This is a genomic window from Vibrio sp. 10N.286.49.E11 (assembly GCF_041469505.1).
In the GTDB taxonomy this organism is placed as follows: domain Bacteria; phylum Pseudomonadota; class Gammaproteobacteria; order Enterobacterales; family Vibrionaceae; genus Vibrio; species Vibrio crassostreae_C.
The window spans coordinates 1-23776 of sequence record NZ_JBFRKQ010000036.1; the positions used below are offsets into that span (position 1 = coordinate 1).

Genomic DNA, 23776 nt, shown 5'->3' on the forward strand with positions numbered 1-23776 from the left:
GTCTCCCTCCACCATATTCTTCTTACCTCTTTTAAGAGTTAAGAGAACAACCTGATTGATGGGCTTATGGGAAAACATCAATTTAGGCTTACTTTGTGAAAAGTAAGACACACCCTGGAGGGGTTCCCGAGTGGCCAAAGGGAGCAGACTGTAAATCTGCCGGCACTGCCTTCGATGGTTCGAATCCGTCTCCCTCCACCATATTCTCCTTAATTGGAAAATCGAAAAGCCAACTCATTGAGTTGGCTTTTTTCGTTTCTGAGCTTTATCTCTTACTAAACGTGTCTTCTAAAACAACCCTCAACTTCCTAAACACTAACCCGCTACTACAAATAACTAATCGAGCTAAATCATTCAAACATCAGTGATCCCATACTTCAGCATGACGCTCACAAACCAGATAAGCAGCGCAGCCTAAACAATTGCTCGATACATGTTCTTCGCATTCGTTCGCAATTATCTGTTTCTGCTGCAAAGTAACCTCAGGCTCCAATACGGGTTCAAAGAACTTTGTCATTACTCATTACATCCAAATAAAATCAGTTAGTTAGTCTCAGGTTAATCCAATCTTTAACTAAGATACATATCATTAGACGCAAAAAAGCCCCTGCTGATTTCTCAGCAGGGGCTTTCTATTATTTGGTGTTATTCCGAATAACTACATCCTATTGATGTTGAGTTAAATCCTGGAATTAACCTTGAATACCAACAATTAACCAAGGTGCATTGTTAGTTGTTAGGTCACGCTCTAGATGCCAGATATCAGTGATATCTTCTTCAACGCCATCCGCTGTGTCACGGTAACGACCGCTAAACTGAAGGCTTAGCTGTGCTTTGCTACCATCGTGGTCTGCGCGAACGATTTCAGCATCAACGTACATTACGTCTGTGTGCTGATCACCGTCTAGCTTATTACGCTCAGCTTTTAGGTCTTCAAATAGGCTTGGAGATACGTATTCTTCAATCGTGTTTAGCTCGTTGTGATTCCATGCACCTTGCAGTGTACGGTAGTGCTCACGAGAACCATTGATGAATGCCGCTTGATCAAAGCCCGGTGGGTAGTTATGTGGAACATCGCTTTGTGCACCAAAACCGAAACCACCAGCAGCGCCTTGTGATTGAGGTTGTGTTTGCTCGAAGTTATGAACATTTGGTTGTTGCTTAGGTTGTTCAAACTTGTTCTGACCCATGCCGCCGAATGCTGGCTGTTGGCCACGTGCATTCTGCTGATTCATTGAGCCCTGCTTCGCGCCCAACATTCCGCGTAGGAATTTAAACGCTAGGAAAGCAATCAGACCCATAATCAGAATATCCATGAACTGGATACCTTCAAATGCGCCACCAAAGAATGCAGCTAAAAGACCGCCAGCAAGTAAGCCACCTAGCAGACCGCCCATAAGGCCTTTCTTGCTAGAGTTAGCTGCTGTGTTCTTACCTGTTTGATCTTGACGGATCGAATTCGTGTTTTGTTGTTTTGGTGCTGGAGCCGTTTTAAAGCTTTTGCCAAATGACTTACCACCACCAAACTTTTTCGCTTCCGCGATTGGCGTCACCGCGACTGTTACCAACAGGATCGCTACTAGTGAGAAAAATCGTTTCATTATTATCCTTTATAGGTTTTTTATCTTTCGACACCTTAATCATACTCGTTAACAAAGAACAATGAAATATTCACGACGTTTACACATGTATCATAATATTGCGGCTATTAATTGATTACTAAACTAGCGAAGGGATTGACGGCACTCTGGGGCGCCATTAAAATATTGAACGATGTTCATTTAATAGAAAGTACCCATGGCAAGACGAAACGATCACACTCGCGAACAATTAGTGCAATTAACCTTAAAAACGGTGACCGACTTCTTAGAAGAGCACTCTTATCACGAGTTAAGTCTACGCAAAATCGCCAATATGATTGGTTATGTTCCAAGTACCTTGGTGAATGTATTCGGCAACTACAACCTATTGCTATTGCATGTTGTTGCTCAAACATTAGATGAACTGGCGTCAGAATCTGCTGTAGCAGTTGAACAATCGAGCAATCCTCAGCAAGCTCTATTCAACCTTGCCTACTGCTACCACGATTTTGCACAAAAACACCCTCACCGTTGGCAGCTTATCTTTGAGCACAACATGAACGGTGAAAACCTTCCTGAATGGCAATCGAACCGCATCGATAGAATGACAGGCATGCTAGAGCAGTTGCTAGTAGCGATTGCTCCTGAACATACGAAAAGCGAAGTCGTTAAAGCTAGCCGTGTATTATGGTCTGGAGTACATGGAATTACTCTACTTAGCGTTGATGATAAATTTTTCGCCGCTGAGCCAATCGATGGTAAAGAGTTGATCAATAACCTAGTCTCAAACTACTTAACCAACTGGTAATCATCCAAGGAAAGACAATGAACAACAGCAGCCAATCTTCGCTGTTAACGCAAAAAAGGTTCCTACCCTACTTTATTACCCAATTTCTAGGAGCCTTTAACGACAACATATTCAAAAATGTCCTGTTACTGTTTGTTGCTTTCGCAAGCGTAGACACGCTGCCTATTTCCAGCAATCTATTCATTAATTTGGCCGCTGGCCTGTTTATTCTGCCCTTCTTCCTATTCTCAGCTTTAGCCGGTGTACTGGCTGATAAATACGAAAAATCGTGGTTTATCCGTAAAGTTAAGCTCCTTGAAGTGGTGATCATGTCACTGGGTGCGATCGGATTTATCTATGAAAGCTACGGGATATTACTTCTGCTCCTGTTCCTTATGGGAACGCAGAGTGCTTTCTTTGGTCCGGTGAAATACGCCCTGCTTCCACAGCAGTTAGAAACAAAAGAACTGGTATCTGGTAACGCTCTCGTCGAGACAGGTACATTCTTAGCGATCCTGATTGGTACTCTAGGCGCAGGCATCATTGCATCTGAAGAAGGCGCGAAGCTCATTGCTGCGGTGTGTATTGTTTCGTTCGCCGTGCTTGGCTATGTATCAAGCTGCTTTATCCCACAAGCGCCAAGTAATGCACCAGACCTTAAAGTAAAGTGTCAACCTGTAAAACTGACCCGCGCGACACTGGCGATTGCAAAAAAAGACCGCCCGACCTTTCAAGCACTGATGTCTATCAGCTGGTTCTGGTTCCTTGGTGCGGCTTACCTAACTCAGTTTCCCAACTTCACTAAACTGCATCTAAACGGCACTGAAAGCTCCGTCGCCTTTTTACTGGCACTATTCTCGGTAGGCATTGCAATCGGCTCTTTAGCTTGCGATAAGTTATCTAATCACCGAATTGAAATCGGCATCGTGCCAATGGGCAGCTTAGGTATCTCGATCTTCGGTCTTCTGATGGCGATATCCATCCCGGAGTCTTTGCCTGACTTTAGTTCTTTCCATCAATTCGTAACCTACTCAGAGCTGTGGCCACTGTTTGCTTACCTTCTGCTTCTGGGTATCTCTGGCGGTGTCTTTATTGTTCCTCTGTATTCACTGATGCAGTTACGTGCCAAGCCCGACGAGCGTGCCCAAGTGATTGCCGGGCTCAATATCTACAACTCACTGTTCATGGTGGGAAGTGCGGTATTAGGTATTGTTTGCCTTAGTGTTCTAGATCTTTCAATTCCGCAGCTGTTTATCTTGCTCGCAGTGGGCAACACTTTGGTGATGCTGTACCTGTTTTATCAGGTGCCTATCTACGCTTTCCGCTTCTTTACGTGGGTGGTCACTCACACCATGTACAGAGTTAAACATAAGAACTTACATCACCTGCCAGAAAAGGGCGGTGCGTTGATTGTCTGCAACCATGTGAGTTATATGGATGCACTGCTGCTGAGTGCGGTTTGCCCTCGCTTGATCCGTTTTGTGATGGAAGAGGATTACACCAAGTTGCCGCCAATTCGACGCTTCTTGAAAAGAGCTGGGGTGATTCCAATCTCCGCGACCAACCGCAACTCGATTCGAAACGCTTTCAAAGAAGTAGAGCGTGCCCTGCATGAAGGTCACATCGTGTGTATTTTCCCAGAAGGAAAGCTCACCTCTGATGGCGAAATGGCTGAGTTCATGCGTGGTATGGAGCTGATCATCAAACGTTCCCCTGTCCCAGTGATTCCTATGGCTCTTAAAGGATTATGGGGTAGCTACTTTAGTCGTTACAAAGGCCGTGCCTGCAAAGGGTTACCCACTCGCTTCTGGACTAAGCTAGAGATAGAAGCTGGCGAGCCGATTTCACCTAAACAAGCCTCTTGTGAAACGCTTCGACAGTCAGTCTCTGACCTTCGCGGATCATTACGCTAGTTAACCAGCCCTTTATTCATATCAGTTGAACAAGCGTTAAGTTTTCCTTAACGTTTGTTCAATTCATTTAGACTTACTTATCATTTTATTGAACGTATAGTGGTCTCATCACAATAACGCCACAACAAAACAAGACTCTAAATACAATGAACCTAAAAAAGTCCGTTCCATTTTATCTTGCTGCACTGTTTTGCTTAACGCCTTGGGTTAGCTCACCGACAGCCCTGGTTATCGGTTTCCTGCTTGCTAGTTTAGGATTAGTCCCTGAACACTTGGAAGTCGGCAAGCTTACCAAAAAGCTACTGGCCTACTCTATTGTTGGCTTGGGTTTTGGTATTCAGTTTGAAAAAGCATTAGCAGTAACAGGCGATGGTATTGGGCTCATTGTAACGACGATTATCGGTACATTAGTCATTGGTTGGTTCTTGGCGAAACAAATGGGGCTAGACCGCACTACGGGCTATCTTATATCTTCTGGTACCGCGATTTGTGGTGGTAGCGCGATAGCAGCAGTGGCACCCGCGATCAAAGCAGACGATGAACAGATTGGCTTGGCATTAGCCACCGTATTCGTGTTGAACTCGGTTGCTCTATTCTTATTCCCGATGATTGGTCACGCGCTTGAACTCAGCCAACAAACATTTGGTACTTGGGCAGCTATTGCGATTCACGATACGTCTTCTGTAGTAGGTGCAGCTTCAGCGTATGGCGAAGAAGCACTGACGACAGCGACAACATTGAAGCTCGCTCGCGCACTTTGGATCATCCCAATCGCTTTAATTAGTGCGATGATCTTCAAGAACGATCAAAAGAAGATTACGGTTCCCTACTTCATTTTCTTCTATTGCGCCGCTATCGCGGTGAGTGACTTACTGCCACAATTTGAGATGGTCTATCAAGGAATCTTTGATGTGTCTAAGCGAGCACTGGTCGTGTGTTTGTTCTTAATTGGCTGTGGTATTTCAGTTGAGAAGTTAAAAGCGGCAGGGCCGAAACCACTGATGTTTGGTATTACAATGTGGGTCATGATCTCAACGGGTTCATTGGCGTGGTTAACTCTCGCTTAGCCCGCATAGAAACGCTTTAGATGTTTGTTCGGTGAACTAGACACTCAAGTTAGCGAGCAACAAAACAAAAAGGCAAAGCTCCAATGGGCTTTGCCTTTATCGTTTGTGGTAAGGGTATTCTTTGTTGTAACAATCACGAATCAAACAGGGGCTTATCACTCTTCTTGCTCTCTCTTTTCATTAAAACAAGTACCACAACCAACACAAATGCGGTGAGCTCAGCCAACGAACGAGTCAACCCTGACGAGATGATTGCTTGGCCTATCTGCAGTAAAACCGCAATGGTGAGGGCAATTTTCATAATAAGACCTTATTCTATAATCCGTTATTTATATGGCTTATTATGATGGATGGTTATAAAGATAATAAATTCTGTTTTGAACTATCTAATTGCTAAATTAACTAACCTAGCGCAACTGCCCTTCTAACCACTTAATAAAGGTTCTTACCTTAGGGCGTTTTTCCGTGCCTAGCGGGCAGATTAAGTCATACCCTTGGTCTGTATCCATGCTCGGATAAGGTGTTATCAGCTCACCAGTCTGAACATACTGCTTAACAAAATGATAGCGCCCCATCGCGACACCGATATTGCTGAGGGCACTTCTTACGCCCATATCCCGGTGGCTCACACAGTAAAATTGCTCAAACAAGTTCACATCTAAGCCGTGGTGTTTAATCCAACGCTGCCATACATCTGACCCTAGTGCATGAATGAAATTAATCCGGTGCAGCGATTCTAAGCCATCATCAAAGATGTCGTGTTCAGCCGCGTAACTCGGTGTACATACCGGAATATACTTTTCACCAAACAGGCGCTGTCGATGCATGTCTTTGAGATTTTCAGCACCATAATAAATAGCGACATCGAGATGATTTTGATGAAAATCCTGCTCTTCTTGCGAGAAAATATTGAGATTAAACTTTGGGTATCGCTGTTTAAAATCAGCCAACCTCGGCAGTAACCAACTGTTGGCAAATGCAGGACTGGTACCGATATTGATCTGTCCATACAAGTCTGTGTTGGTAATGTCTTCGATCTCACCAAAAATAGAGCTTAACGACTTGGATAACGTTCGTTGAAAGCGCTGACCTTCTTCCGTTAGTTCCAATTTACGAGTCCCTCGCACAAACAAGTTAAATCCGAGTTCACCTTCTAACACTTTGATTCGATGGCTAACGGCTCCCTGAGTCAAATGCAACTTTCTAGCCGCTAGCGTAAAGCTCATTTTCTCTGCAGCAACATTAAAAGTATGAAGATTTCTAAGTAAAGATTGATGGTTAGCCATACGAACTCATGCATTAAAAATTTTAATTCATACTACTACCCGTTTCGTTTGTTTGCATCAAGAAATAAGTTTTTAATAACCGCAGTTACTTAAAATCCTGCCTCGATCAATATTTGACTCCATACGTTGACGAGCAGAAACATTAAAAAAATTAATTACAAACTTAGGGGCACATATGAATATACTCGGGTATATGCAAAAAGTAGGTAAGGCATTGATGGTTCCCGTAGCCACACTGCCAGCTGCAGCAATCCTTATGGGGATCGGCTATTGGTTGGATCCTGTTGGTTGGGGTTCTGAAAGTATCTTAGCCGCATTCTTGATCAAATCTGGTGGCGCGATCATCGACAACATGGCGGTTCTATTCGCGGTGGGTGTCGCATTTGGTTTGAGCCGTGATAAGAATGGTTCTGCGGCACTGTCTGGCTTTGTGATGTTCCTCGTCGTCACCACGCTACTTGCTCCGGGCTCTGTTGCTCAGTTAATGGATGTTGAACTCAGTGAAGTGCCTGCGGCATTTGGCAAAATCAGCAACCAATTCGTAGGTATCATTGTGGGTATCATCTCTGCTGAGATCTACAACCGCTACTCAACGGTTGAACTTCCTCAAGCTCTAGCGTTCTTCAGCGGTAAGCGTTTGGTTCCTATCCTGACCTCAATCGCAGGTATGGCTCTCTCTTTTGCTCTACTTTACATCTGGCCAGCTGTTTACGACGCTCTGATCGTTCTGGGTATTAAACTAGAAAGCATGGGTGCGGTGGGTGCTGGTCTGTTTGGTTTCTTCAACCGTTTGTTCCTATCAGTAGGTATGCACCACGCTCTTTACCCTGTGTTCTGGTTCGACGTTGTTGGTATTAACGACATTCCAAACTTCTTAGGCGGCGCGCAATCTATCGCTAACGGTACGGGTATTCCAGGTAAAACTGGCATGTACCAAGCGGGCTTCTTCCCTATCATGATGTTTGGCCTACCAGCAGCAGCATTGGCGATGTATCACTGTTCTGATGCGAAAAACAAAAACCAAGTATTCGCAATCATGCTTGCGGCAGCTATGGCTTCATTCTTCACGGGTATCACAGAGCCACTAGAATTCAGCTTCATGTTCCTAGCACCCGTGTTGTTCCTACTGCACGCAGTATTAACAGGCCTATCGCTTTACATTGCAGCAAGCATGGAATGGATGGCAGGCTTCGGCTTCTCTGCTGGTTTCGTTGACCTAGTACTATCAAGCCAAAACCCACTCGCGGTTAACTGGTACATGCTACTGGTTCAAGGTGTGGTGTTCTTCGCGCTTTACTACGGTATTTTCCGCTTCGCTATCATCAAGTTCAACCTACGTACTCCAGGTCGTGGTGAAGAGATGGAAGCAGAAAAAGAAACTGAAACGCCAGAAGCATTGGCTAACCTAACCAACAGCTACATTGAAGCGGTTGGCGGTGCAGACAACATTCTAGAAGTCGATAACTGTATTACTCGTCTACGCTTAACTGTGAAAGACTCAGGTGCAGCAGACAGCGAGAAACTGAAGAAACTCGGTGCGGCAGGTGTGGTACCGGTTGGGAAAGGTGGTCTACAAGTTATCATTGGTCTAGGTAAGGTAGATAAAGTCGCTGAACAAATGAAGAAGGCACTCGCTTAACGCCAAATCTTGAATGACACGATAAATAATTAGAATTTGTGACGGCTTCACCACCGTCACAACCCCCTGAAGCGCAATTACGACTAGTCACCGTGTATTGCGCTTCATTTTATTGCTCTTCGCTCTATTTAGAACGGGTCTGCTGTAACCACTGCGCCAATCCAGCGCGCGAAACCTTAATACCATGTTGTTCCTGCTGAGGCATTCGATAATACTCAATAGGAAATTTGAACCGTTCAAGACGACCAGTTAACTGCTCGATAAACCACTCTTTGGTTGGCAACTCAGCACAATCGACAATCGCTGCAGGTCGAAATCCGAACTCATCATCTTCAATGGGAACAATAAAAGCCTGATTAACCTCAGACAATTGATTGAGTACTCGCTCAATTTCTTCGCAATGAATGTTCTCACCACCAGAAATAAACTGGTTGTCGGCACGGCCAATAATCGACACTTGTTCGCCAAGCCACTCACCAAGATCTTTGCTATCAAACCAACCGCTCTTATCAACTAATGGCGTTAAGTTACCTTGATAGTAATACCCGGACGCGAGCGTCTCGCCACCAATAAAGATACGTTGTTCTTCAATTTTTAGCTGGCGATGGTTAAGGACAAAACCGGCGGTGCTGCCGGCATCAACGGGCTTCGCAGTCACGGTTGAAGCCGCTTCAGTCATGCCGTATCCAAGCCATGTTTCGATGCCCATTTGTTGAGCTTCGAGCCCAAGTGCTTCTGGTATATGACTACCACCCAAAAGTACATGCGTTAAAGTAAGTGCTTGCTTACTCTTTAACAATCGATGTAGTTGAGTAGCGACCAATGAAGCATGACTGCATTCTTCTATATCGGTTTCAAGCTGACCTGTGCCTATTTTGATGCAACCACCAGCCGCCAACCAACGATGAACTATCGCCAGCCCCGACACATGGTACATAGGTAAACTCAGTAACCACGTGTCACCTTGTTGATAACGAAACACCTCAAGCAGCCCTGACGCAGAGCATAGGTGCTGCTCAAGTGTATGAGCGACCGCTTTTGGGTTTCCGGTAGAACCTGAAGTGAATACGATGCTCGCTAGATTTTGCGGATTGAAATTGGATTCTTGAGGTGTCGTTATCTGCTCATCATCACCATCAAACTTCAGTTCACTTAGGCAAGGCAAGGTCACCAACTGAGTATTCAAATCGGCAGTCTCTGATTGCTCTATTCCGCTATTGCCCAAGAGCCAAAGGTAGCTCTGTTGATCTGCTTGATATAAGGAATCGAGCTTTTGCTTCAGGCGTAAACTAGGCTGAGGCATCGTAAACGCACAAACCACACCCAAATTGAGTGCGGCAAGATAAACAGGGATCACTTCAGCTTGATTCTTACCAACAATCGTCAGTACATCACCTTCAGATAGGCCTTGATGAGATAGCTGTTGTTGGTACTCACTAACCAACACAAACACTTGCTGCCAAGTATAAGTGCGGTGAGTGGTCACTAACGCTGGTTGAAGTGGGTTTTGCTGCGCCCACTTTACCCAGAGCGGGGGATGATTAGATTGTGGGCGCATCATATGATAACCAAATTATAGATAGAAAACGGTCTAAGCCAATCGAACGATCAGCTTAAGAAGACCAAATCAATTGTTGCTGTTCAAGATTAGAAACCGGAAGCTGACAGCCCGGCCAAGAAACCTCTAGCTGCTGCTTGAACAAGCCAATCGTATCCAACCCCGGCACTTCATTTGGCAAATATTGCTGCGCCAGACGAGCAATCTGAGTCAGACCTAGGCTCGACTCAATGCTTGAGCTCAATACAGGTTTCATTCCAAGCTTCTGTGCTCGCTCAATGATTGCCACGCAACGCTCGACAGAACCAATAAGAGTTGGCTTGATCACGACTGCTTTAACACCAGTAAGGTCGCTAAGATCAAATTCCGGGCTGCGCACCGCTTCTTGCAGTGTCTCGTCCCACGCAATCGCCACACCATGGTCAATGGCAAAGGCCAAACTGTCTTCTGGCTTTTGGCAAGGCTCTTCGATAAAGCTTATACGCTGACGCAGTGACGGCGAAATGTATTTAATGAACTGCTTCGCTTTCTCTGGCTTCCACGCGCGGTTGGCGTCAAGTCTTAGAGTCAAATCAGGGATCGACTCAAGGAATAAGCTAACCAACATGCCATCGCGAATCGCTTCGTAGAGGCCGACTTTCACTTTCGCGACCTTCTCGCCTACCATCTCATTCAATACAGGAATCAGTTCATCTGGATCGCCTGTACACAAAGGCGCCGCTTGGTAGTTACCTTGAGCGTTAAGATCGCCTCGCAATTCCATCATCGCCATTGAAAAGCCAAACGCGACAGAAGGATACAGCTCGTCGAAAGGCGTTTGAGGCTTATTGTGGCTCCAAAGCTCTAATTCGTGTTGAAGCTGAATGCCAGCTTGTTCGGCATCTTCTTGGCTAAAACCGGGCAAAGGCGCAACTTCGCCAAAACCAGTTTTACCATCACACTCAAGTTGGATGATATAGCCAACACGTTCGTTCAACTTATTGTCACGAAGAACCACACCACTATCCATAGGTAATTGATAACGGTAAAGTTTAGCGTGACGCTGAGAATTCACTGAGTTCATAAAGTTTCCTAAAAAACGGGGAACATCAAAACAAAACGAGCCGCTATTAGCGACTCATTTTGAAGAGGAGAAAGACTATGGATTACGCGGGAACTTGTCGAAGTCCGGTCGACGTTTCTCGTTGAATGCGTTGCGGCCTTCTTGGCCTTCCTCTGTCATGTAGAACATCATGGTTGCGTTACCAGCCAACTCTTGTAAGCCTGCTTGACCATCACAGTCAGCGTTCAGTGCCGCTTTCAAGCAACGCAGTGCCATTGGGCTGTGTTGAAGCACTTCACGACACCAACGAACTGTCTCTTTTTCTAGGTCAGCAACAGGAACAACGGTGTTTACAAGGCCCATGTCCAGTGCTTCTTGTGCATCGTAGAAGCGGCACAAGAACCAGATTTCACGTGCTTTCTTTTGACCAACGATACGAGCCATGTAAGAAGCACCCCAACCGCCATCGAAAGAACCCACTTTAGGACCCGTCTGACCGAACTGCGCGTTTTCAGCTGCAATAGTAAGGTCCGCCATCATGTGAAGTACATGACCGCCACCGACTGCCCAACCCGATACCGCTGCGATAACTGGTTTTGGACAAGTACGAATTTGACGTTGGAAATCAAGTACATTCAAGTGGTGCGTACCTGAGTCATCTTGGTAACCGCCGTAGTCACCACGGATACTTTGGTCACCACCAGAACAGAACGCCTTCTCACCAAGACCAGTCAAAATGATTACGCCAACTTTCTCGTCATAACGAGCATCAGCCAGTGCATTGATCATCTCTTTTACGGTTTGTGGACGGAACGCATTGTGCACTTGAGGGCGAGCAATCGTGATTTTCGCAATACCGTCATCAGACTTGTGGTATTGAATATCTTCATATTGACTGCTTTCATCGCGCCAGTTAACGGCTGCGTAAAGTTCTTCTTCTGTGATGCCTACTGTTTTAGCCATGATGATTCCCATTGTTCTATTAGAGAGCGCGACTAGCGTAGAGTCGCGACGGTGTTGCTCTGCTTTCTATAGCGCTTGATACGAGAGGTTCGCTCAGTCAGTTCATCAACGACTGGCGATACATTGGATGATCAGATTTGAAAACATCTCTGGTTGCTCAAAATGAACATTATGACCCGCGTAATCCACCTGACTATATTCAAAGCCACTATTCTCAGCTAGCTCCATGAATTTACGATCTTTTTCTCCACATACATAATGCAATAAATGCTCATGAGATTTCAATGTAGCACGTAAATCCGGTTGCTTAGCTAACGAAGTAGATAACAACATATTTGCTACGGATACTCCAAGGTTACCACTACGCTTTATGACCAAAGTTTGTCTTTGCTCATGATTTAGTGAAGAAAAGACGCTTTGTTGATACCAATCGTCTAAAACATCTTCAATCGACTGCTGTGCAAAGCGAACAGCCCATTGCGTATCGTGTACTAACCTTTGTGCTCTTTCTTCATCACATTCCAAGCCAAAGTTGCCACCTTCAATGATGACTTTCTCTAAGTTAAGAGTTTCGAAGCAAGGGCTTGTTACCCCATACATGGCAAGCCTTCCCCCCATAGAATACCCAATCACCACGATAGGATAATCGACAGGAAGATCGTTGAGAGCCAGCTGAGATGTGATGCACTGAACTATCTTGGTACAGCAATGATCAAAGCCTACAGGGTCGATAAACCGGCTTTGTCCGTGTCCGGGCAAATCTATGCAAAGACGAGGAAAGTCTTCGAGGAAGGGGTGGCATGCACTCCAATCATCCCCGCTTCCGAGTAAACCATGTAAAAAAACAAGCAAAGGTTTGTCAGAAGATTCTTGTACTGCTGGGTAATAATTGGAGTAAAGCATGTAAAGTCCTTAGGCTAATGCCTCGGTGAGCATTGAGCTGAATTGCTTCAGCAAAGTAGACGCTTGTTCGGGAGACGTCTTAACTTCTACGAGCAAGGTACCCTGACCTTGTTCAAAATGTTGTTCGATAATGTTTTGATAGCAATTCAAAGTTTCTGGCGCCGCATAACCAAGATGGAATTGCGCAGCAGCATGTTCAAAATTGAAACCATGAGGCATTTGATAAAGTGACTGTTTCTGCTGCTCTGGTACCGGCAACAAGTCAAAGATCGCACCACCGTCATTGTTGGTCACAACAATAACCATCGGCGTTAAATTATGAGTCAGCAGAGCCAGTGAATTTAGGTCGTACAACAAAGAGGTGTCACCAATCAGCATCATCAAAGGATTCTGGTTGGCTTTTATCACTCCCGCAGCCGTCGCCACCAAGCCATCAATGCCCGATGCACCGCGGTTGCTGTAGACTTTAGTCGCAGAGATTGATGACAGCATATCCACCAGCCTTACCATCAAGCTATTTCCCACAAAAAGCTCTCTGCCCTTAAGTCTAGACGACAAGTCAACGGCAACGCTCAACTCTGTCAGTTGGTCGTTATTAGAGATTTGCGCCAACGCTAACTGCTGAACCGTATTCGCGACTTCCGCCAAAGATGCCGCCCAGCCAGCATGTTCTCCCAACAGCGTTGGTAGATGTTGCTCTGATAACCAATGTTCGATATCAGCGACAATATGAGTTTGAGGCAGATGATCTTGATTAATACGATGTGCATCTGGTGAAACAACGATGTACTGCGATGAACAAAATGTGGCAGCTTGTTCTTTTACCCATTGGTTAAGACGCTTAGATACGATGCGCTCACCAAACTGGATAATAAAATCACACTGACTAAGCTGTGCTTTGGCTGCGTCACTTTGCATCCATAAATCATAGTGTTTCCAGTCACTACTGACACCCGATTGAGGGTCACAGAATACTGGCCAGCCCAAAGCTGTCGCAAACTGCTTGGCTTTAATTGCGGCTTCATTCTCGATAGAACCAATAATCACTGCGCCTTTACGAGCGACATAATCACTTGCTGAAACAGGCTGAGCGATTAAATGACTGGGCAAATAAGTGTTCGAGTAAAGGCAGGTTGAAGCTCTCCAAGCTGCCACGCTCTTTGTATAATCCGCATACATCTCGGCGCTATTAGCGGAATAAAGCGGTTCTGGGAACGGACAGTTGATATGAATAGCCCCACCGACGCTGCGCTGTTTCGCCAGTGCGTTATCAACCGACGTCAAAAGCCAATTCAAAGAAACTTGTGTCGTTGGACTTGGAAGGTTTAGTGCCGTTTCAACGTGAGACGAAAAGATACCCTGCTGCTGAATCGCTTGATTGGCACCACAGTCGACCAAGTCGATGGGCCTATCAGAGGTTAGCAAGATCAGCTTCTCTCGGGTCAGCCCAGATTCAGCCGTCGCAGGAAGCAAATTCGCCACAGCGGTTCCTGATGTCACAATCACCGCAACCGGTTTGTTGCTAGCCTTTGCTAAGCCTAAAGCTAAAAACCCAAGACCACGCTCATCAAAGTGCGTGTGTAAGGTTAACTTGGAGTTGGCTTCAGCTTCGAGAGTTAGCGGCGTTGAGCGAGAGCCCGGAGCAACACAAACATGTTCAACGCCATTGCGTGCAAGCTCTTCAAGTAACGTGTGACACCAAACTCTATTTAATACGGCTTGGTCGTGATTCATGACGCGACACCCAATGGAGGGTGATCTGAAATTAAGCTAAGCAGAGTAGACATCTTCTTGTTCAGCTCTTGCCATTCATGTTCGGCAACCGATCCCGGCACGATCCCCGCGCCAGCAAACAGTTGTACTTGATCGTTTACAATCAAGGCGCTTCGAATCGCCACGCAGAATTCCGCTCGCTGATGACTGATATAGCCTACAGAGCCTGCATACCAACCTCGTGCAAACGGTTCGTGTTCAAGAATGAAATCCATCGCCTCTTTACGAGGTAAACCCGCCACCGCAGCAGTTGGCTGTAAGGCAGCAAGCAACTGCACACCATTAACGCCATTGTTGAGCTGAGCATGGATATTGCGCTTCAAATGCTGCACCTTACGCAAGCGCACTAGACGCGCATCCTTTTCAACATGGACCGTTTGAGAATGAGGAGTGAGACGCTCAATGATGTCGTCGACCACATACTGGTTCTCATTGAGGTTTTTGCTGTCTTGAGAAAGCCAGTTGGCCAGTTCCATATCCTCAGTAGCGTTCTCTCCGCGACCAATGGTTCCAGCAAGCGCCTCGGTATCAAGCTCCATACCATGTCGGCTATATAAGCGCTCTGGTGTCGAGCCAATGAAACTGTGTTTAGAATCCAGCACCAACATAAAGTGGAAACTGTGGTGATTTTGCAGATAGCTGGCTTTAAGTAATTGAGCTGCGCAGATAGGCGCATCGAGTTGCAGTGTGGTTTTACGTGCTAAAACGACTTTTTTGTACTCTTCATCGCTAATGCCTTGCAGCACTTTATCGACAAGGTTGCCCCACTGCTCTCTTTCTGGAACGTGATTGATCTGTTCAATATGGGCAGACAAAGGCGCCAATATCGCGGCTTCTACAGAAAGCTTATTCAAAGCATTAATAGAAGAAACGCGATCAGGGGACAAATTAACCGCCAGCGACCAAGTATTGTCAAAGCGGATCAATTCAACCTGAGGAAGGAAGAAAAACGACTCCATGCAGCGACGGTTCTTTGCGGTGTGCCCATCAAACGAGCGTCCACCCCAGATTCGTTGGTCTTCACCAAGAATAGCGTACGCGGGTGCAGGATCTGAAAACGTATGTAACTGTCCGAGCGCAACAACCTCTTCACGAGTGTCGCGTGACTGCCAGTAGAACTTAGGAAAGAGCGGTTGAGCATGAAGCCATTCTATAAATGCAAACGATGGTTTTTGCGTTAGAACTTCAACACAACGAACTTCGCTTGCTTGGGCATTTTGTACTCGCTCAATCAAAGCGGAGATAGTTTGCTGGAAATGTGACAAATCGACCTCGTTCACATCTAAATTATTATTATATTAGTTTGATACTTTATGGGCAGTACCCACTTAGATCAAGAATGTACTATATCTTTTCAACATTCCTGTGATTTTAAGCGATCCCGCCCCTTTATTCATCTTAGCCAATAACCAAGAAAGCGATTAATTAAAATTTAGAAAAGAGTGACAACAAAAAGGCTAAACGTGATACTGAAATGCGACATTCATCAGATTTTTATTCTATCAAACGCCATTTTGCGGTACTTTAATAAAGTATTTAAATTAATTTCAGGAAATCGGCAATGCAAAATATCGGGATGTCGTCAAAACTCAACAGCGTATGCTACGAAATCAGGGGGCCTGTACTCAAACATGCTAAGCGCATGGAAGAAGAAGGGCATAAAATACTGAAGCTTAATATTGGTAACCCCGCCCCATTTGGTTTTGACGCCCCTGATGAAATCCTTGTTGACGTAATCCGTAACCTACCGACATCTCAAGGTTACTGCGACTCAAAAGGCATCTATTCAGCCCGCAAAGCGGTTGTTCAGCACTACCAGAAAAAAGGCCTACGTAACCTTGATGTAGAAGACGTTTACATTGGTAACGGCGCATCAGAGCTTATCGTTATGTCTATGCAAGCGCTACTGGATAATGGTGATGAAATCTTAGTTCCCGCTCCGGATTACCCACTATGGACAGCGTCTGTTGCGCTTTCTGGTGGTACACCGGTTCACTACATGTGTGATGAAGATGCTGATTGGTATCCAGATTTAGACGACATGCGCGCGAAGATCTCACCAAAGACGCGCGGCATCGTTCTTATCAACCCGAACAACCCAACAGGCGCGGTATACAGCCGTGATTTCCTATTACAAGTGGTTGAGATTGCTCGTGAGCACGGTTTGATCATCTTCGCCGATGAAATCTACGACAAAGTACTTTACGACGGTGCGGTACACACTTCAGTGGCAACGCTTGCTGAAGACGTATTAATGGTCACGTTCAACGGCCTATCTAAAGCTTACCGTGTATGTGGTTTCCGTGGTGGTTGGATGTTCTTAACAGGCCCTAAACACCTAGCGAAAGGCTATGTAGAAGGGCTAGAAATGCTGGCCTCAATGCGTTTGTGTGCCAACGTTCCGATGCAACACGCTATCCAAACCGCACTCGGTGGCTATCAGAGTATCAATGAGCTGATTCTTCCAGGCGGTCGACTGCTTGAACAGCGTGACCGTGCATGGGAACTGATCAACAAGATCCCTGGCGTTTCTTGTGTGAAACCGAAAGGTGCAATGTACCTGTTCCCTAAAATCGACACCAACATGTACAACATCAAAGACGATCAGAAGTTTGTACTCGACTTCCTTAAGCAAGAGAAGGTGCTATTGGTTCAAGGTACGGGCTTCAATTGGCCGAAACCGGATCACTTCCGTATCGTGACTCTGCCGCACATCGAAGATCTAGAAATCGCAATTGGTCGTTTAGAGCGCTTCTTACAGACTTACAGCCAAGACGACCTCATCGAAGGTTAATGAGCACAAAGAAAGATGGCTACAATTTGCTGTTTTAAAAGACTTTAACTTGTATTCATTCACTTCTATGCTTAAAAGGCTCCTGTTTAGGAGCCTTTTTTGTATCCGCTGTCTCGTACGGTTTGAGTTAACATAAGATACGAGTGGAGCATTGTTTATACCAATCACAGTAAGTAAGTGTTCAGAAATAGCGTAGGGAAAAAGCTTGAGAACAAGGCAGCTATTTTCGACAAGCAGCTTCGATAAGTAGTTATTCTACAATCAAAAATTCTAACATAGTTATCGAGTTTTTTAACAAGCTAGGATGACCAGTTATTTACTACGATTGGTACTATAAGGACATTTATGAAACAGAGCCATTTCTTTGCCCATCTCGCACGCATGAAGCTAATTCAACGCTGGCCCCTGATGCGTTCGGTATCAAGCGAGAACATTTCAGAACATAGCCTACAGGTTGCTTTCGTGGCACACGCCTTGGCACTGATCAAAAACAAGAAGTTTGATGGTCAGCTTAACCCCGAGCACATTGCTCTGCTTGGCATGTACCACGACACCAGTGAGGTACTGACGGGTGATTTGCCAACGCCAGTTAAATACTACAACCCGGATATTGCACAAGAGTATAAGAAGATAGAAGCCGCGGCAGAACAAAGACTGCTTTCGATGTTGCCAGAAGAGTTCAGAGACGACTTCGCCCCCTTCTTAATATCTGGTACTGCGAGTAAAGAAGAGCAAAGCATCGTCAAGCAGGCAGATACTATCTGTGCGTACCTGAAATGCTTGGAAGAGCTCAGTGCGGGCAATCATGAATACGAGCAAGCCAAGCGCCGATTGGAAGAGACACTCGAACAACGCAAAAGCCCAGAAATGGACTACTTTCTCACCACATTCGCACCGAGCTTTGAATTATCACTAGACGAGATAAGCTAGCTGGGTATAAGTTGTTTTTAATTAGCTAAATAAAATCAATTTGATAGGTGCTATTTTGAATTCTCAACTCGAACCACCCTTTGTACTCGAACAAGAATGGCAGCATCGAAATGACGATGAACATAAAATAAGACGGGATGACCACCGCAGCCCGTATCAGCGTGACCGTGCGCGCGTGCTTCACTCTGCTGCTTTCCGTCGCTTACAAGCGAAAACCCAGATCCATGGCACCACGGTCAACGACTTTCACCGAACGCGCCTTACCCACTCTCTTGAGGCCGCTCAGCTTGGCACCGGTATCGTCGCTCAACTGAAGAAAAAGCAGCCCGAATTTCGAGACCTATTACCCTCAGACAGTTTGATTGATTCACTGTGTTTGGCTCACGACATCGGTCATCCACCCTATGGACATGGCGGCGAAGTCGCACTCAACTACATGATGCGCGACCACGGCGGCTTTGAGGGCAACGCTCAAACGTTTCGCATAGTCACACAGCTAGAACCTTACACTGAACATCACGGGATGAACCTATCTCGACGCACTTTGTTAGGTCTAATTAAGTACCCTTCTCTGCTGAGTGAGGTTCAAGCTAAATTGCAGTCTGAACCCGTTAAGCATCAACGACAACTCCGAGCTAAAGATTGGATGCCAGCAAAAGGCATCTACGATCATGATGAAGAGTTGTTTAACTGGGTGCTTGAACCGCTTTCAAGCAGCGACCAACAGCTCCTAAAACAGAAAAGAAAAACGCATACCGAGCCACTTGAGCACAACAAGACCAAATATAAGTCACTGGATTGTTCGATCATGGAACTTGCTGACGACATCGCGTATGGCGTGCACGATTTAGAAGATGCGATTGTGCTTGGCTCTGTGACCAAAGCTCAGTGGGTCGAATCGGCTTACCCTCAACTGAAAGAGATGGCCGACCCATGGATTTGTGAACACCTAGATTCAATTACAGAGATGCTTTTCTCTGGTGAACAGTATCGTCGAAAGGATGCGATTGGTGGGATAGTCAACGCACTGTTGACCAGTATCTCGATTAAGCGAGTGGAGGCTAACTTTGAGAATGTACTGTTGGCTTACAATGCGGTGCTCGAGCCGAGCATGGACGGCACACTCGATAAGCTGAAACACTTTGTCAGCGAGTTCGTTATTCAAGTGCCACAGGTTCAGGTCATCGAATACAAAGGTCAACAGATCATCATGGATATGTTTGAAGCATTCAGCGCAGATCCTGAACGCTTGCTGCCACTGCCCATCAAGAAGCAATGGCTACAACATCAAGATGAGTCTCGAAAAATGCGCGTGATAGCCGATTACATTTCATCGATGACTGATGATCTTGCGCAGAAAATGCATCAGCAACTGTTCTCAGCTCATACCGAGTTTTAATTCCTGACTCACTTTACTAAAACGGCTTAATCTAAGTAGTTTTTCTCAAACACGCCCGGCGGCATTTGATTGATTTGAAACTGAATCATTTGGTCAAATGCCGTTAGCAAAGGGCTAAAGTCGCCATCACGCTCTAACAAGCTAAGTAAATGATAGCCAGCTTCAACGGTTGAAAGGCTATTTTCACTGGGTGCTTTGCGAATTCGGTAATTACCCTTGAGATCTTTCGGTAAATGAACCGTGTTCAACGCATGCAAGTTACTCGATACTTGCCACATCTTGAATGCTTTCTTCCACGTGCCATCCAATAAAATCACACGCAGCTTCTTATTGGGAGATGTCGCCGACTCAACTGAAACAGAGTTTTCGCTTGGGTATAAAATCACATGTTGATACTGTTCATCGCACAACAATGCGTTGAGTTGTTCGTTGTCTGAAAAGTCTTCGCCAACAAACGTCACGCTGTTATTAAGAGATAACGAGAGAATACGCGCTGTTCCCATCGGACGATGCTCTTCTGATGGGTGCTGAAGAATGATAAGCTCAACATTCGATTCGAGTGGTGTAACCCACTGACAAATACAAGCTTTCAAAGCCTTGCTGCATTGGGGGCAATAACGAGACATGGATTTAATGTGTACCCTGTTTTAATTTTCATTTCACTTTTATGCGTCTTATTCCAATTTGAGCCAATACAAGCTTGGGTCGTTTGGGATAGCAATGCGATTGCCGATGGGCAATGGTGGCGAATCCTAACAGGAAACTTTTCACATACCAACTACTCGCATCTTCTGATGAATCTAGCAGGCTTGTGGATCATCAGCTACCTGTTTCAACCGAGTAAAAAACAGCTTGTTGTTGCTTTGCTTGTGATCAGTTTAGTGACTGGCGTCGCTCTGTTGTTTTCAAGTATTCAGATCTACGTTGGCCTATCGGGCACTTTGCATGGGTTGTTTGGCTTATTCGCGCTCAGAGAGGCTTTAAACGGCAGGAAGTCTAGTTGGCTGTTAGTATTCGGATTAGTCGCTAAAATCGCTTGGGAGCAGCTTATTGGCCCTTCTAGCACGACTGGTGAACTGATTAATGCTCGTATCGCGATTGAAGCCCACCTAGCAGGTGCATTGGCCGGAGGCTTCATATCTATCGCTTCATTTCTAACAAGTAGAAAAACGGATCAAAGTTGAATTCTTTCGCGGTTCTTTTCAACCGTCGCTTCACCTATCCCTTTGACACTCACCAAATCATCAGCAGTAGTAAATGCCCCGTTCTGATCTCTGTAATCGACGATTTCTTTGGCTTTCTTGTCACCCACGCCAACCAATAGTGCTGAAAGTTCTTCTGCCGTCGCGGTATTGATGTTGACCGTAATCTCAATGCCTTCGTAAAGCTCAGCCTTGGTTGGGCTGTCTGCAAACACGGCAGGGCTTAAGAGCATCAGAAATGAAAGAATTAGTGTTGAATATATCGTGCGCATAAATAGTTCCTTTGTTCAAAAAACGTAACTTATGCATTTGCCGCGCTAGATAACACAATCACCAGATAAAAATAAAGCGGATCACCTAAGTGACCCGCTTCGTTATACATCTTATTTTCATCAGCTTGTTTGTTGGCTCACAAATCTGAATTAAAGCCTAACAATCACGTATTGATTTCAGTAGTAAGCTCTAACTTGAGCTTGCTACTGAGGTAATCAAACGCTTACTGACCTTGACCCACTACGTAGTATTCAACGTCTGCGTTTTTACGAAGTACGTTTAATACGTTAGTCAGGTCTTGCTGGTTACCAACTCGCTCCAACTGTGCACCAATTTGAGTGCTGTAGGCTGGGTTGATCTCAGCCGTTACTTTAGAAAGCTCAACAACAACGATATTACCGTCTTGGTCTTTAGATTGACCGAACACAGCTTGACCTGCTTCTGGTTTCGCTAGAGCGAATACAGATGCCGCTAATGGCGAGTTACGGTCAATCGTTTCAAGTTCAGTGAACTCAAGGTTGTTGTCCGCTAGTACTGCTTCATTGCCTTGCTCAAGTTCGTTCACTAGAGAAACACCTAGCTCAACCGCTTGCTGCTCTGCTTGTACAGCAGACAATGCAGCGACAACTTGATCTTTCACTTCAGCTAGAGGAAGAACTGTCTCATCACGAGTCTCTTCTACACGAACAACAATTACGTGCTCAGGTGCAACTTCGATAACTTCCGAGTTTAGACCGTCTTCTTTCACTTCAGGGCTCAAGATAGCTTGCATAACTGCAGGCGTCATCAGAACTTCTGGAGCGTCAACTTGAGAGATGAAATCTGTCGTTGTGATCTTCGCGTTGATAGCTTCTGCAGAATCATCTAGAGAATCTGGGAATTCAAACGCTACTTTTTCTAGCTCAGTTTGTTGCTCGTAGAACTGATCAACTGCGTGTTGGTCTAGAAGCTCTGTCTTAATCTCTGCCGCTACTTCAGTGTAAGGCTGAGCTTGAGACGCTTTTAGTTCGTCTAGCTTGATGATGTGGTAGCCGAAATCAGATTTAACTAGGCCAGTAGTATCGCCAATATTCTCAAGAGCGAAAGCCGCGTCTTCGAATGCAGGGTCCATAACATCGCGCTCAATCCAACCTAGGTCACCGCCAACGTCTGCACTACCGAAGTCGTCAGATTTCTCTTCCGCTAGCGTAGCAAAATCAGCGCCTGCATTTAGCTCGTCTAGGATTGCCTGAGCTTTCGCTTCGTCATCGCCTTGAACTAGGATGTGGCTAACTTTACGTTGCTCTTCCGTTGAGTACTTGTCTAGGTGCTCTTGGTAGTATTTCTGTGCTTCTTCATCGCTTACTTCAAGCTGAGACTTAAGCGCTTCAGCAGAAAGCTCAATGTAAGATACCTTAGCTTGTTCTGGACGAGTGTAAGCTGTTGGGTTCTCTTGGTAGTACTGTTCGATTTGCTCGTCAGTTAACTCGATGTCTTTTGCAAGGTCAGCAACAGACAGTGTCACTGTGCGAATGTCACGAGTTTGTGCGATAAGCTTGCTCTGAGTATCGATTTCGCCCTGAAGAACGAATTCACTGCCTTGAAGTGCAGTCACAAGCTGGTTGCGCATAAGGTCACGACGCATGTATTCAGCGAAGCTCTCTGCGCTGAAACCTGCACGACGTAGTGCCGATTGGTAAACTTCTTGGTCGAATTGACCCGCCGTTTGGAACTGAGGCATTTCTAGAATCATGGTGCGGATTTGAGAATCACTGATTCGTAGGCCTAGAGACTCAGCTTGCTGCTCAAGCAGTACGTCATTGATCATGCGATCAAGTACTGATTTACGGAAAGACTCTACGTAAGCAGGGTCTGCAAGCATTTGCGCGAAGTAATCGCCAAGTTGAGACTGCATACGATTACGTTCGTTTTGGTAAGCCTGTTCGAACTCACCACGAGCAATTTCTGTGTTGCCAACTTTAGCTGCTGCGTTGTTACCGCCACCGGTGATGTAGCTGCCTACACCTGCGAATACGAATGACAGGATAATCAACCCAAGGATAATTTTTACCGCGATGCTATTCACGCCTTCGCGTAATCGATCCATCATAATTTAAGTGCTCTCCGGATATGAAGCATTGGCTTCAAAATAAAAATCTATTCACGCGATATTATCAGAAAAAGAAATGCGCATCAGTAGGATGCGCATAATTTAAATAAGTTCAATGTGCTTTGTACACATACTGTTTAAGAATGAAACATCATTTTTCAAACAGTAAACGCATTTTACTGCCTTCCCCTCTTAAATGGAGGTTTCAGCAGTGAAAATTAGTTACATGCGTCTTTAAGTGCTTTACCCGCTTTGAAGCCAGGTACTTTAGCTTCTGCGATTTGGATCTCTTCACCAGTTTTTGGGTTACGACCTGTACGAGCAGCACGAGTACGAACACTGAAAGTACCAAAGCCAACAAGTGCAACTTGGTCACCAGATTGTAGCGTTGTGCCAACTGCTTCGATGAATGCGTCTAGAGCGCGGCCAGCTGAAGCTTTAGAGATGTCTGCGTTTTCTGCGATTGATTCTACTAGTTGTGTTTTATTCACTGTTTTTCCCCTATGTGTCATCTGTGACTACTTCTGATGACTGTACGTTCCATTTTGGTTTTAATTTAGCCGCAAGCCTTATTGCAA

At 45.4% G+C, this 23776-nt stretch carries 21 protein-coding genes and 1 tRNA gene; 9 read left to right on the forward strand and 13 right to left on the reverse strand.

Going from position 1 to position 23776, the window contains the following annotated elements; all coding sequences use genetic code 11:
* The first annotated feature begins 116 nt into the window (after nucleotides 1–116).
* Nucleotides 117–201, forward strand: a tRNA-Tyr gene (locus AB4167_RS07695).
* Between the two features lie 491 nt (nucleotides 202–692).
* On the opposite strand, the gene AB4167_RS07700 is transcribed toward AB4167_RS07695, so the two are convergent.
* A complete protein-coding gene (locus AB4167_RS07700; RefSeq protein ID WP_017068945.1) occupies nucleotides 693–1601 on the reverse strand; it encodes a Tim44 domain-containing protein in 909 nt (302 codons plus the stop codon).
* A gap of 196 nt (nucleotides 1602–1797) precedes the next feature.
* Here AB4167_RS07700 and AB4167_RS07705 point away from each other — a divergent pair, with 196 nt between their 5' ends.
* The 3 genes from AB4167_RS07705 (at nucleotide 1798) to AB4167_RS07715 (ending at nucleotide 5347) form a co-directional block, all read left to right on the forward strand.
* Complete coding sequence (locus AB4167_RS07705) at nucleotides 1798–2388, forward strand: TetR/AcrR family transcriptional regulator (protein ID WP_372127803.1); 591 nt, start codon at nucleotides 1798–1800, stop codon at nucleotides 2386–2388.
* Between the two features lie 17 nt (nucleotides 2389–2405).
* Nucleotides 2406–4280, forward strand: coding sequence for an MFS transporter (locus AB4167_RS07710; protein WP_136974218.1), 1875 nt, complete (start codon nucleotides 2406–2408; stop codon nucleotides 4278–4280).
* Between the two features lie 146 nt (nucleotides 4281–4426).
* Complete coding sequence (locus AB4167_RS07715) at nucleotides 4427–5347, forward strand: YeiH family protein (RefSeq protein ID WP_017060176.1); 921 nt, start codon at nucleotides 4427–4429, stop codon at nucleotides 5345–5347.
* Nucleotides 5348–5480: 133 nt separating this feature from the next.
* Here AB4167_RS07715 and AB4167_RS07720 read toward each other — a convergent pair whose 3' ends face one another.
* Both AB4167_RS07720 and AB4167_RS07725 read right to left on the reverse strand, forming a co-directional pair.
* Nucleotides 5481–5648, reverse strand: a complete 168-nt coding sequence (locus tag AB4167_RS07720) for a hypothetical protein (protein WP_017060175.1) — start codon at nucleotides 5646–5648, stop codon at nucleotides 5481–5483.
* A 106-nt stretch (nucleotides 5649–5754) separates the two neighbouring features.
* The gene (locus tag AB4167_RS07725) at nucleotides 5755–6633 is read right to left on the reverse strand and encodes a LysR substrate-binding domain-containing protein (protein ID WP_017064076.1); all 879 of its coding nucleotides are present in this window, start codon (nucleotides 6631–6633) and stop codon (nucleotides 5755–5757) included.
* A gap of 193 nt (nucleotides 6634–6826) precedes the next feature.
* Here AB4167_RS07725 and nagE point away from each other — a divergent pair, with 193 nt between their 5' ends.
* Nucleotides 6827–8272, forward strand: coding sequence for an N-acetylglucosamine-specific PTS transporter subunit IIBC (gene nagE, locus AB4167_RS07730; protein WP_017064077.1), 1446 nt, complete (start codon nucleotides 6827–6829; stop codon nucleotides 8270–8272).
* A 124-nt stretch (nucleotides 8273–8396) separates the two neighbouring features.
* On the opposite strand, the gene menE is transcribed toward nagE, so the two are convergent.
* From menE to AB4167_RS07760, 6 genes are all read right to left on the reverse strand, one after another.
* Complete coding sequence (menE, locus tag AB4167_RS07735; RefSeq protein ID WP_017060172.1) at nucleotides 8397–9833, reverse strand: o-succinylbenzoate--CoA ligase; 1437 nt, start codon at nucleotides 9831–9833, stop codon at nucleotides 8397–8399.
* A 52-nt stretch (nucleotides 9834–9885) separates the two neighbouring features.
* Nucleotides 9886–10893: an o-succinylbenzoate synthase gene (gene menC / locus AB4167_RS07740; RefSeq protein WP_372136374.1), complete on the reverse strand. Its 1008-nt coding sequence runs from the start codon at nucleotides 10891–10893 to the stop codon at nucleotides 9886–9888.
* A gap of 75 nt (nucleotides 10894–10968) precedes the next feature.
* The gene (gene menB, locus AB4167_RS07745) at nucleotides 10969–11835 is read right to left on the reverse strand and encodes a 1,4-dihydroxy-2-naphthoyl-CoA synthase (protein WP_017064079.1); all 867 of its coding nucleotides are present in this window, start codon (nucleotides 11833–11835) and stop codon (nucleotides 10969–10971) included.
* Nucleotides 11836–11940: 105 nt separating this feature from the next.
* Nucleotides 11941–12738: a 2-succinyl-6-hydroxy-2,4-cyclohexadiene-1-carboxylate synthase gene (gene menH, locus AB4167_RS07750; protein WP_017065885.1), complete on the reverse strand. Its 798-nt coding sequence runs from the start codon at nucleotides 12736–12738 to the stop codon at nucleotides 11941–11943.
* 9 nt (nucleotides 12739–12747) lie between these two features.
* On the reverse strand, nucleotides 12748–14472 hold the full coding sequence (menD, locus tag AB4167_RS07755) for a 2-succinyl-5-enolpyruvyl-6-hydroxy-3-cyclohexene-1-carboxylic-acid synthase (protein WP_372136375.1): 1725 nt from the start codon (nucleotides 14470–14472) through the stop codon (nucleotides 12748–12750).
* Entirely contained in the window at nucleotides 14469–15776 is a 1308-nt protein-coding gene (locus tag AB4167_RS07760; protein ID WP_017060167.1) for an isochorismate synthase MenF, read from the reverse strand. Before AB4167_RS07760 ends, menD begins: the two co-directional genes overlap by 4 nt.
* A 296-nt stretch (nucleotides 15777–16072) precedes the next feature.
* Here AB4167_RS07760 and AB4167_RS07765 point away from each other — a divergent pair, with 296 nt between their 5' ends.
* From AB4167_RS07765 to AB4167_RS07775, 3 genes are all read left to right on the forward strand, one after another.
* Nucleotides 16073–17305 (forward strand): pyridoxal phosphate-dependent aminotransferase, encoded by a 1233-nt coding sequence (locus AB4167_RS07765; RefSeq protein WP_017060166.1) that lies wholly within the window; start codon nucleotides 16073–16075, stop codon nucleotides 17303–17305.
* Between the two features lie 345 nt (nucleotides 17306–17650).
* Nucleotides 17651–18235: a 5'-deoxynucleotidase gene (gene yfbR / locus AB4167_RS07770; protein WP_017060613.1), complete on the forward strand. Its 585-nt coding sequence runs from the start codon at nucleotides 17651–17653 to the stop codon at nucleotides 18233–18235.
* Between the two features lie 55 nt (nucleotides 18236–18290).
* Entirely contained in the window at nucleotides 18291–19634 is a 1344-nt protein-coding gene (locus AB4167_RS07775) for an anti-phage deoxyguanosine triphosphatase (protein WP_017060614.1), read from the forward strand.
* Between the two features lie 26 nt (nucleotides 19635–19660).
* Here AB4167_RS07775 and AB4167_RS07780 read toward each other — a convergent pair whose 3' ends face one another.
* Nucleotides 19661–20260 (reverse strand): tRNA-uridine aminocarboxypropyltransferase, encoded by a 600-nt coding sequence (locus AB4167_RS07780; protein WP_017060615.1) that lies wholly within the window; start codon nucleotides 20258–20260, stop codon nucleotides 19661–19663.
* Between the two features lie 9 nt (nucleotides 20261–20269).
* Between AB4167_RS07780 and rrtA the strand changes: the two genes are divergently transcribed.
* Nucleotides 20270–20818: a rhombosortase gene (rrtA, locus tag AB4167_RS07785; protein WP_372136376.1), complete on the forward strand. Its 549-nt coding sequence runs from the start codon at nucleotides 20270–20272 to the stop codon at nucleotides 20816–20818.
* Here the strand turns inward: rrtA and AB4167_RS07790 are convergent.
* From AB4167_RS07790 to AB4167_RS07800, 3 genes are all read right to left on the reverse strand, one after another.
* The gene (locus tag AB4167_RS07790; protein ID WP_017060617.1) at nucleotides 20809–21108 is read right to left on the reverse strand and encodes a helix-hairpin-helix domain-containing protein; all 300 of its coding nucleotides are present in this window, start codon (nucleotides 21106–21108) and stop codon (nucleotides 20809–20811) included. The genes rrtA and AB4167_RS07790 overlap by 10 nt on opposite strands.
* Nucleotides 21109–21332: 224 nt before the next feature.
* Nucleotides 21333–23198, reverse strand: a complete 1866-nt coding sequence (ppiD, locus tag AB4167_RS07795) for a peptidylprolyl isomerase (protein WP_372106555.1) — start codon at nucleotides 23196–23198, stop codon at nucleotides 21333–21335.
* Nucleotides 23199–23416: 218 nt separating this feature from the next.
* Nucleotides 23417–23710: an HU family DNA-binding protein gene (locus tag AB4167_RS07800; RefSeq protein WP_012604504.1), complete on the reverse strand. Its 294-nt coding sequence runs from the start codon at nucleotides 23708–23710 to the stop codon at nucleotides 23417–23419.
* Nucleotides 23711–23776: the final 66 nt, after the last annotated feature.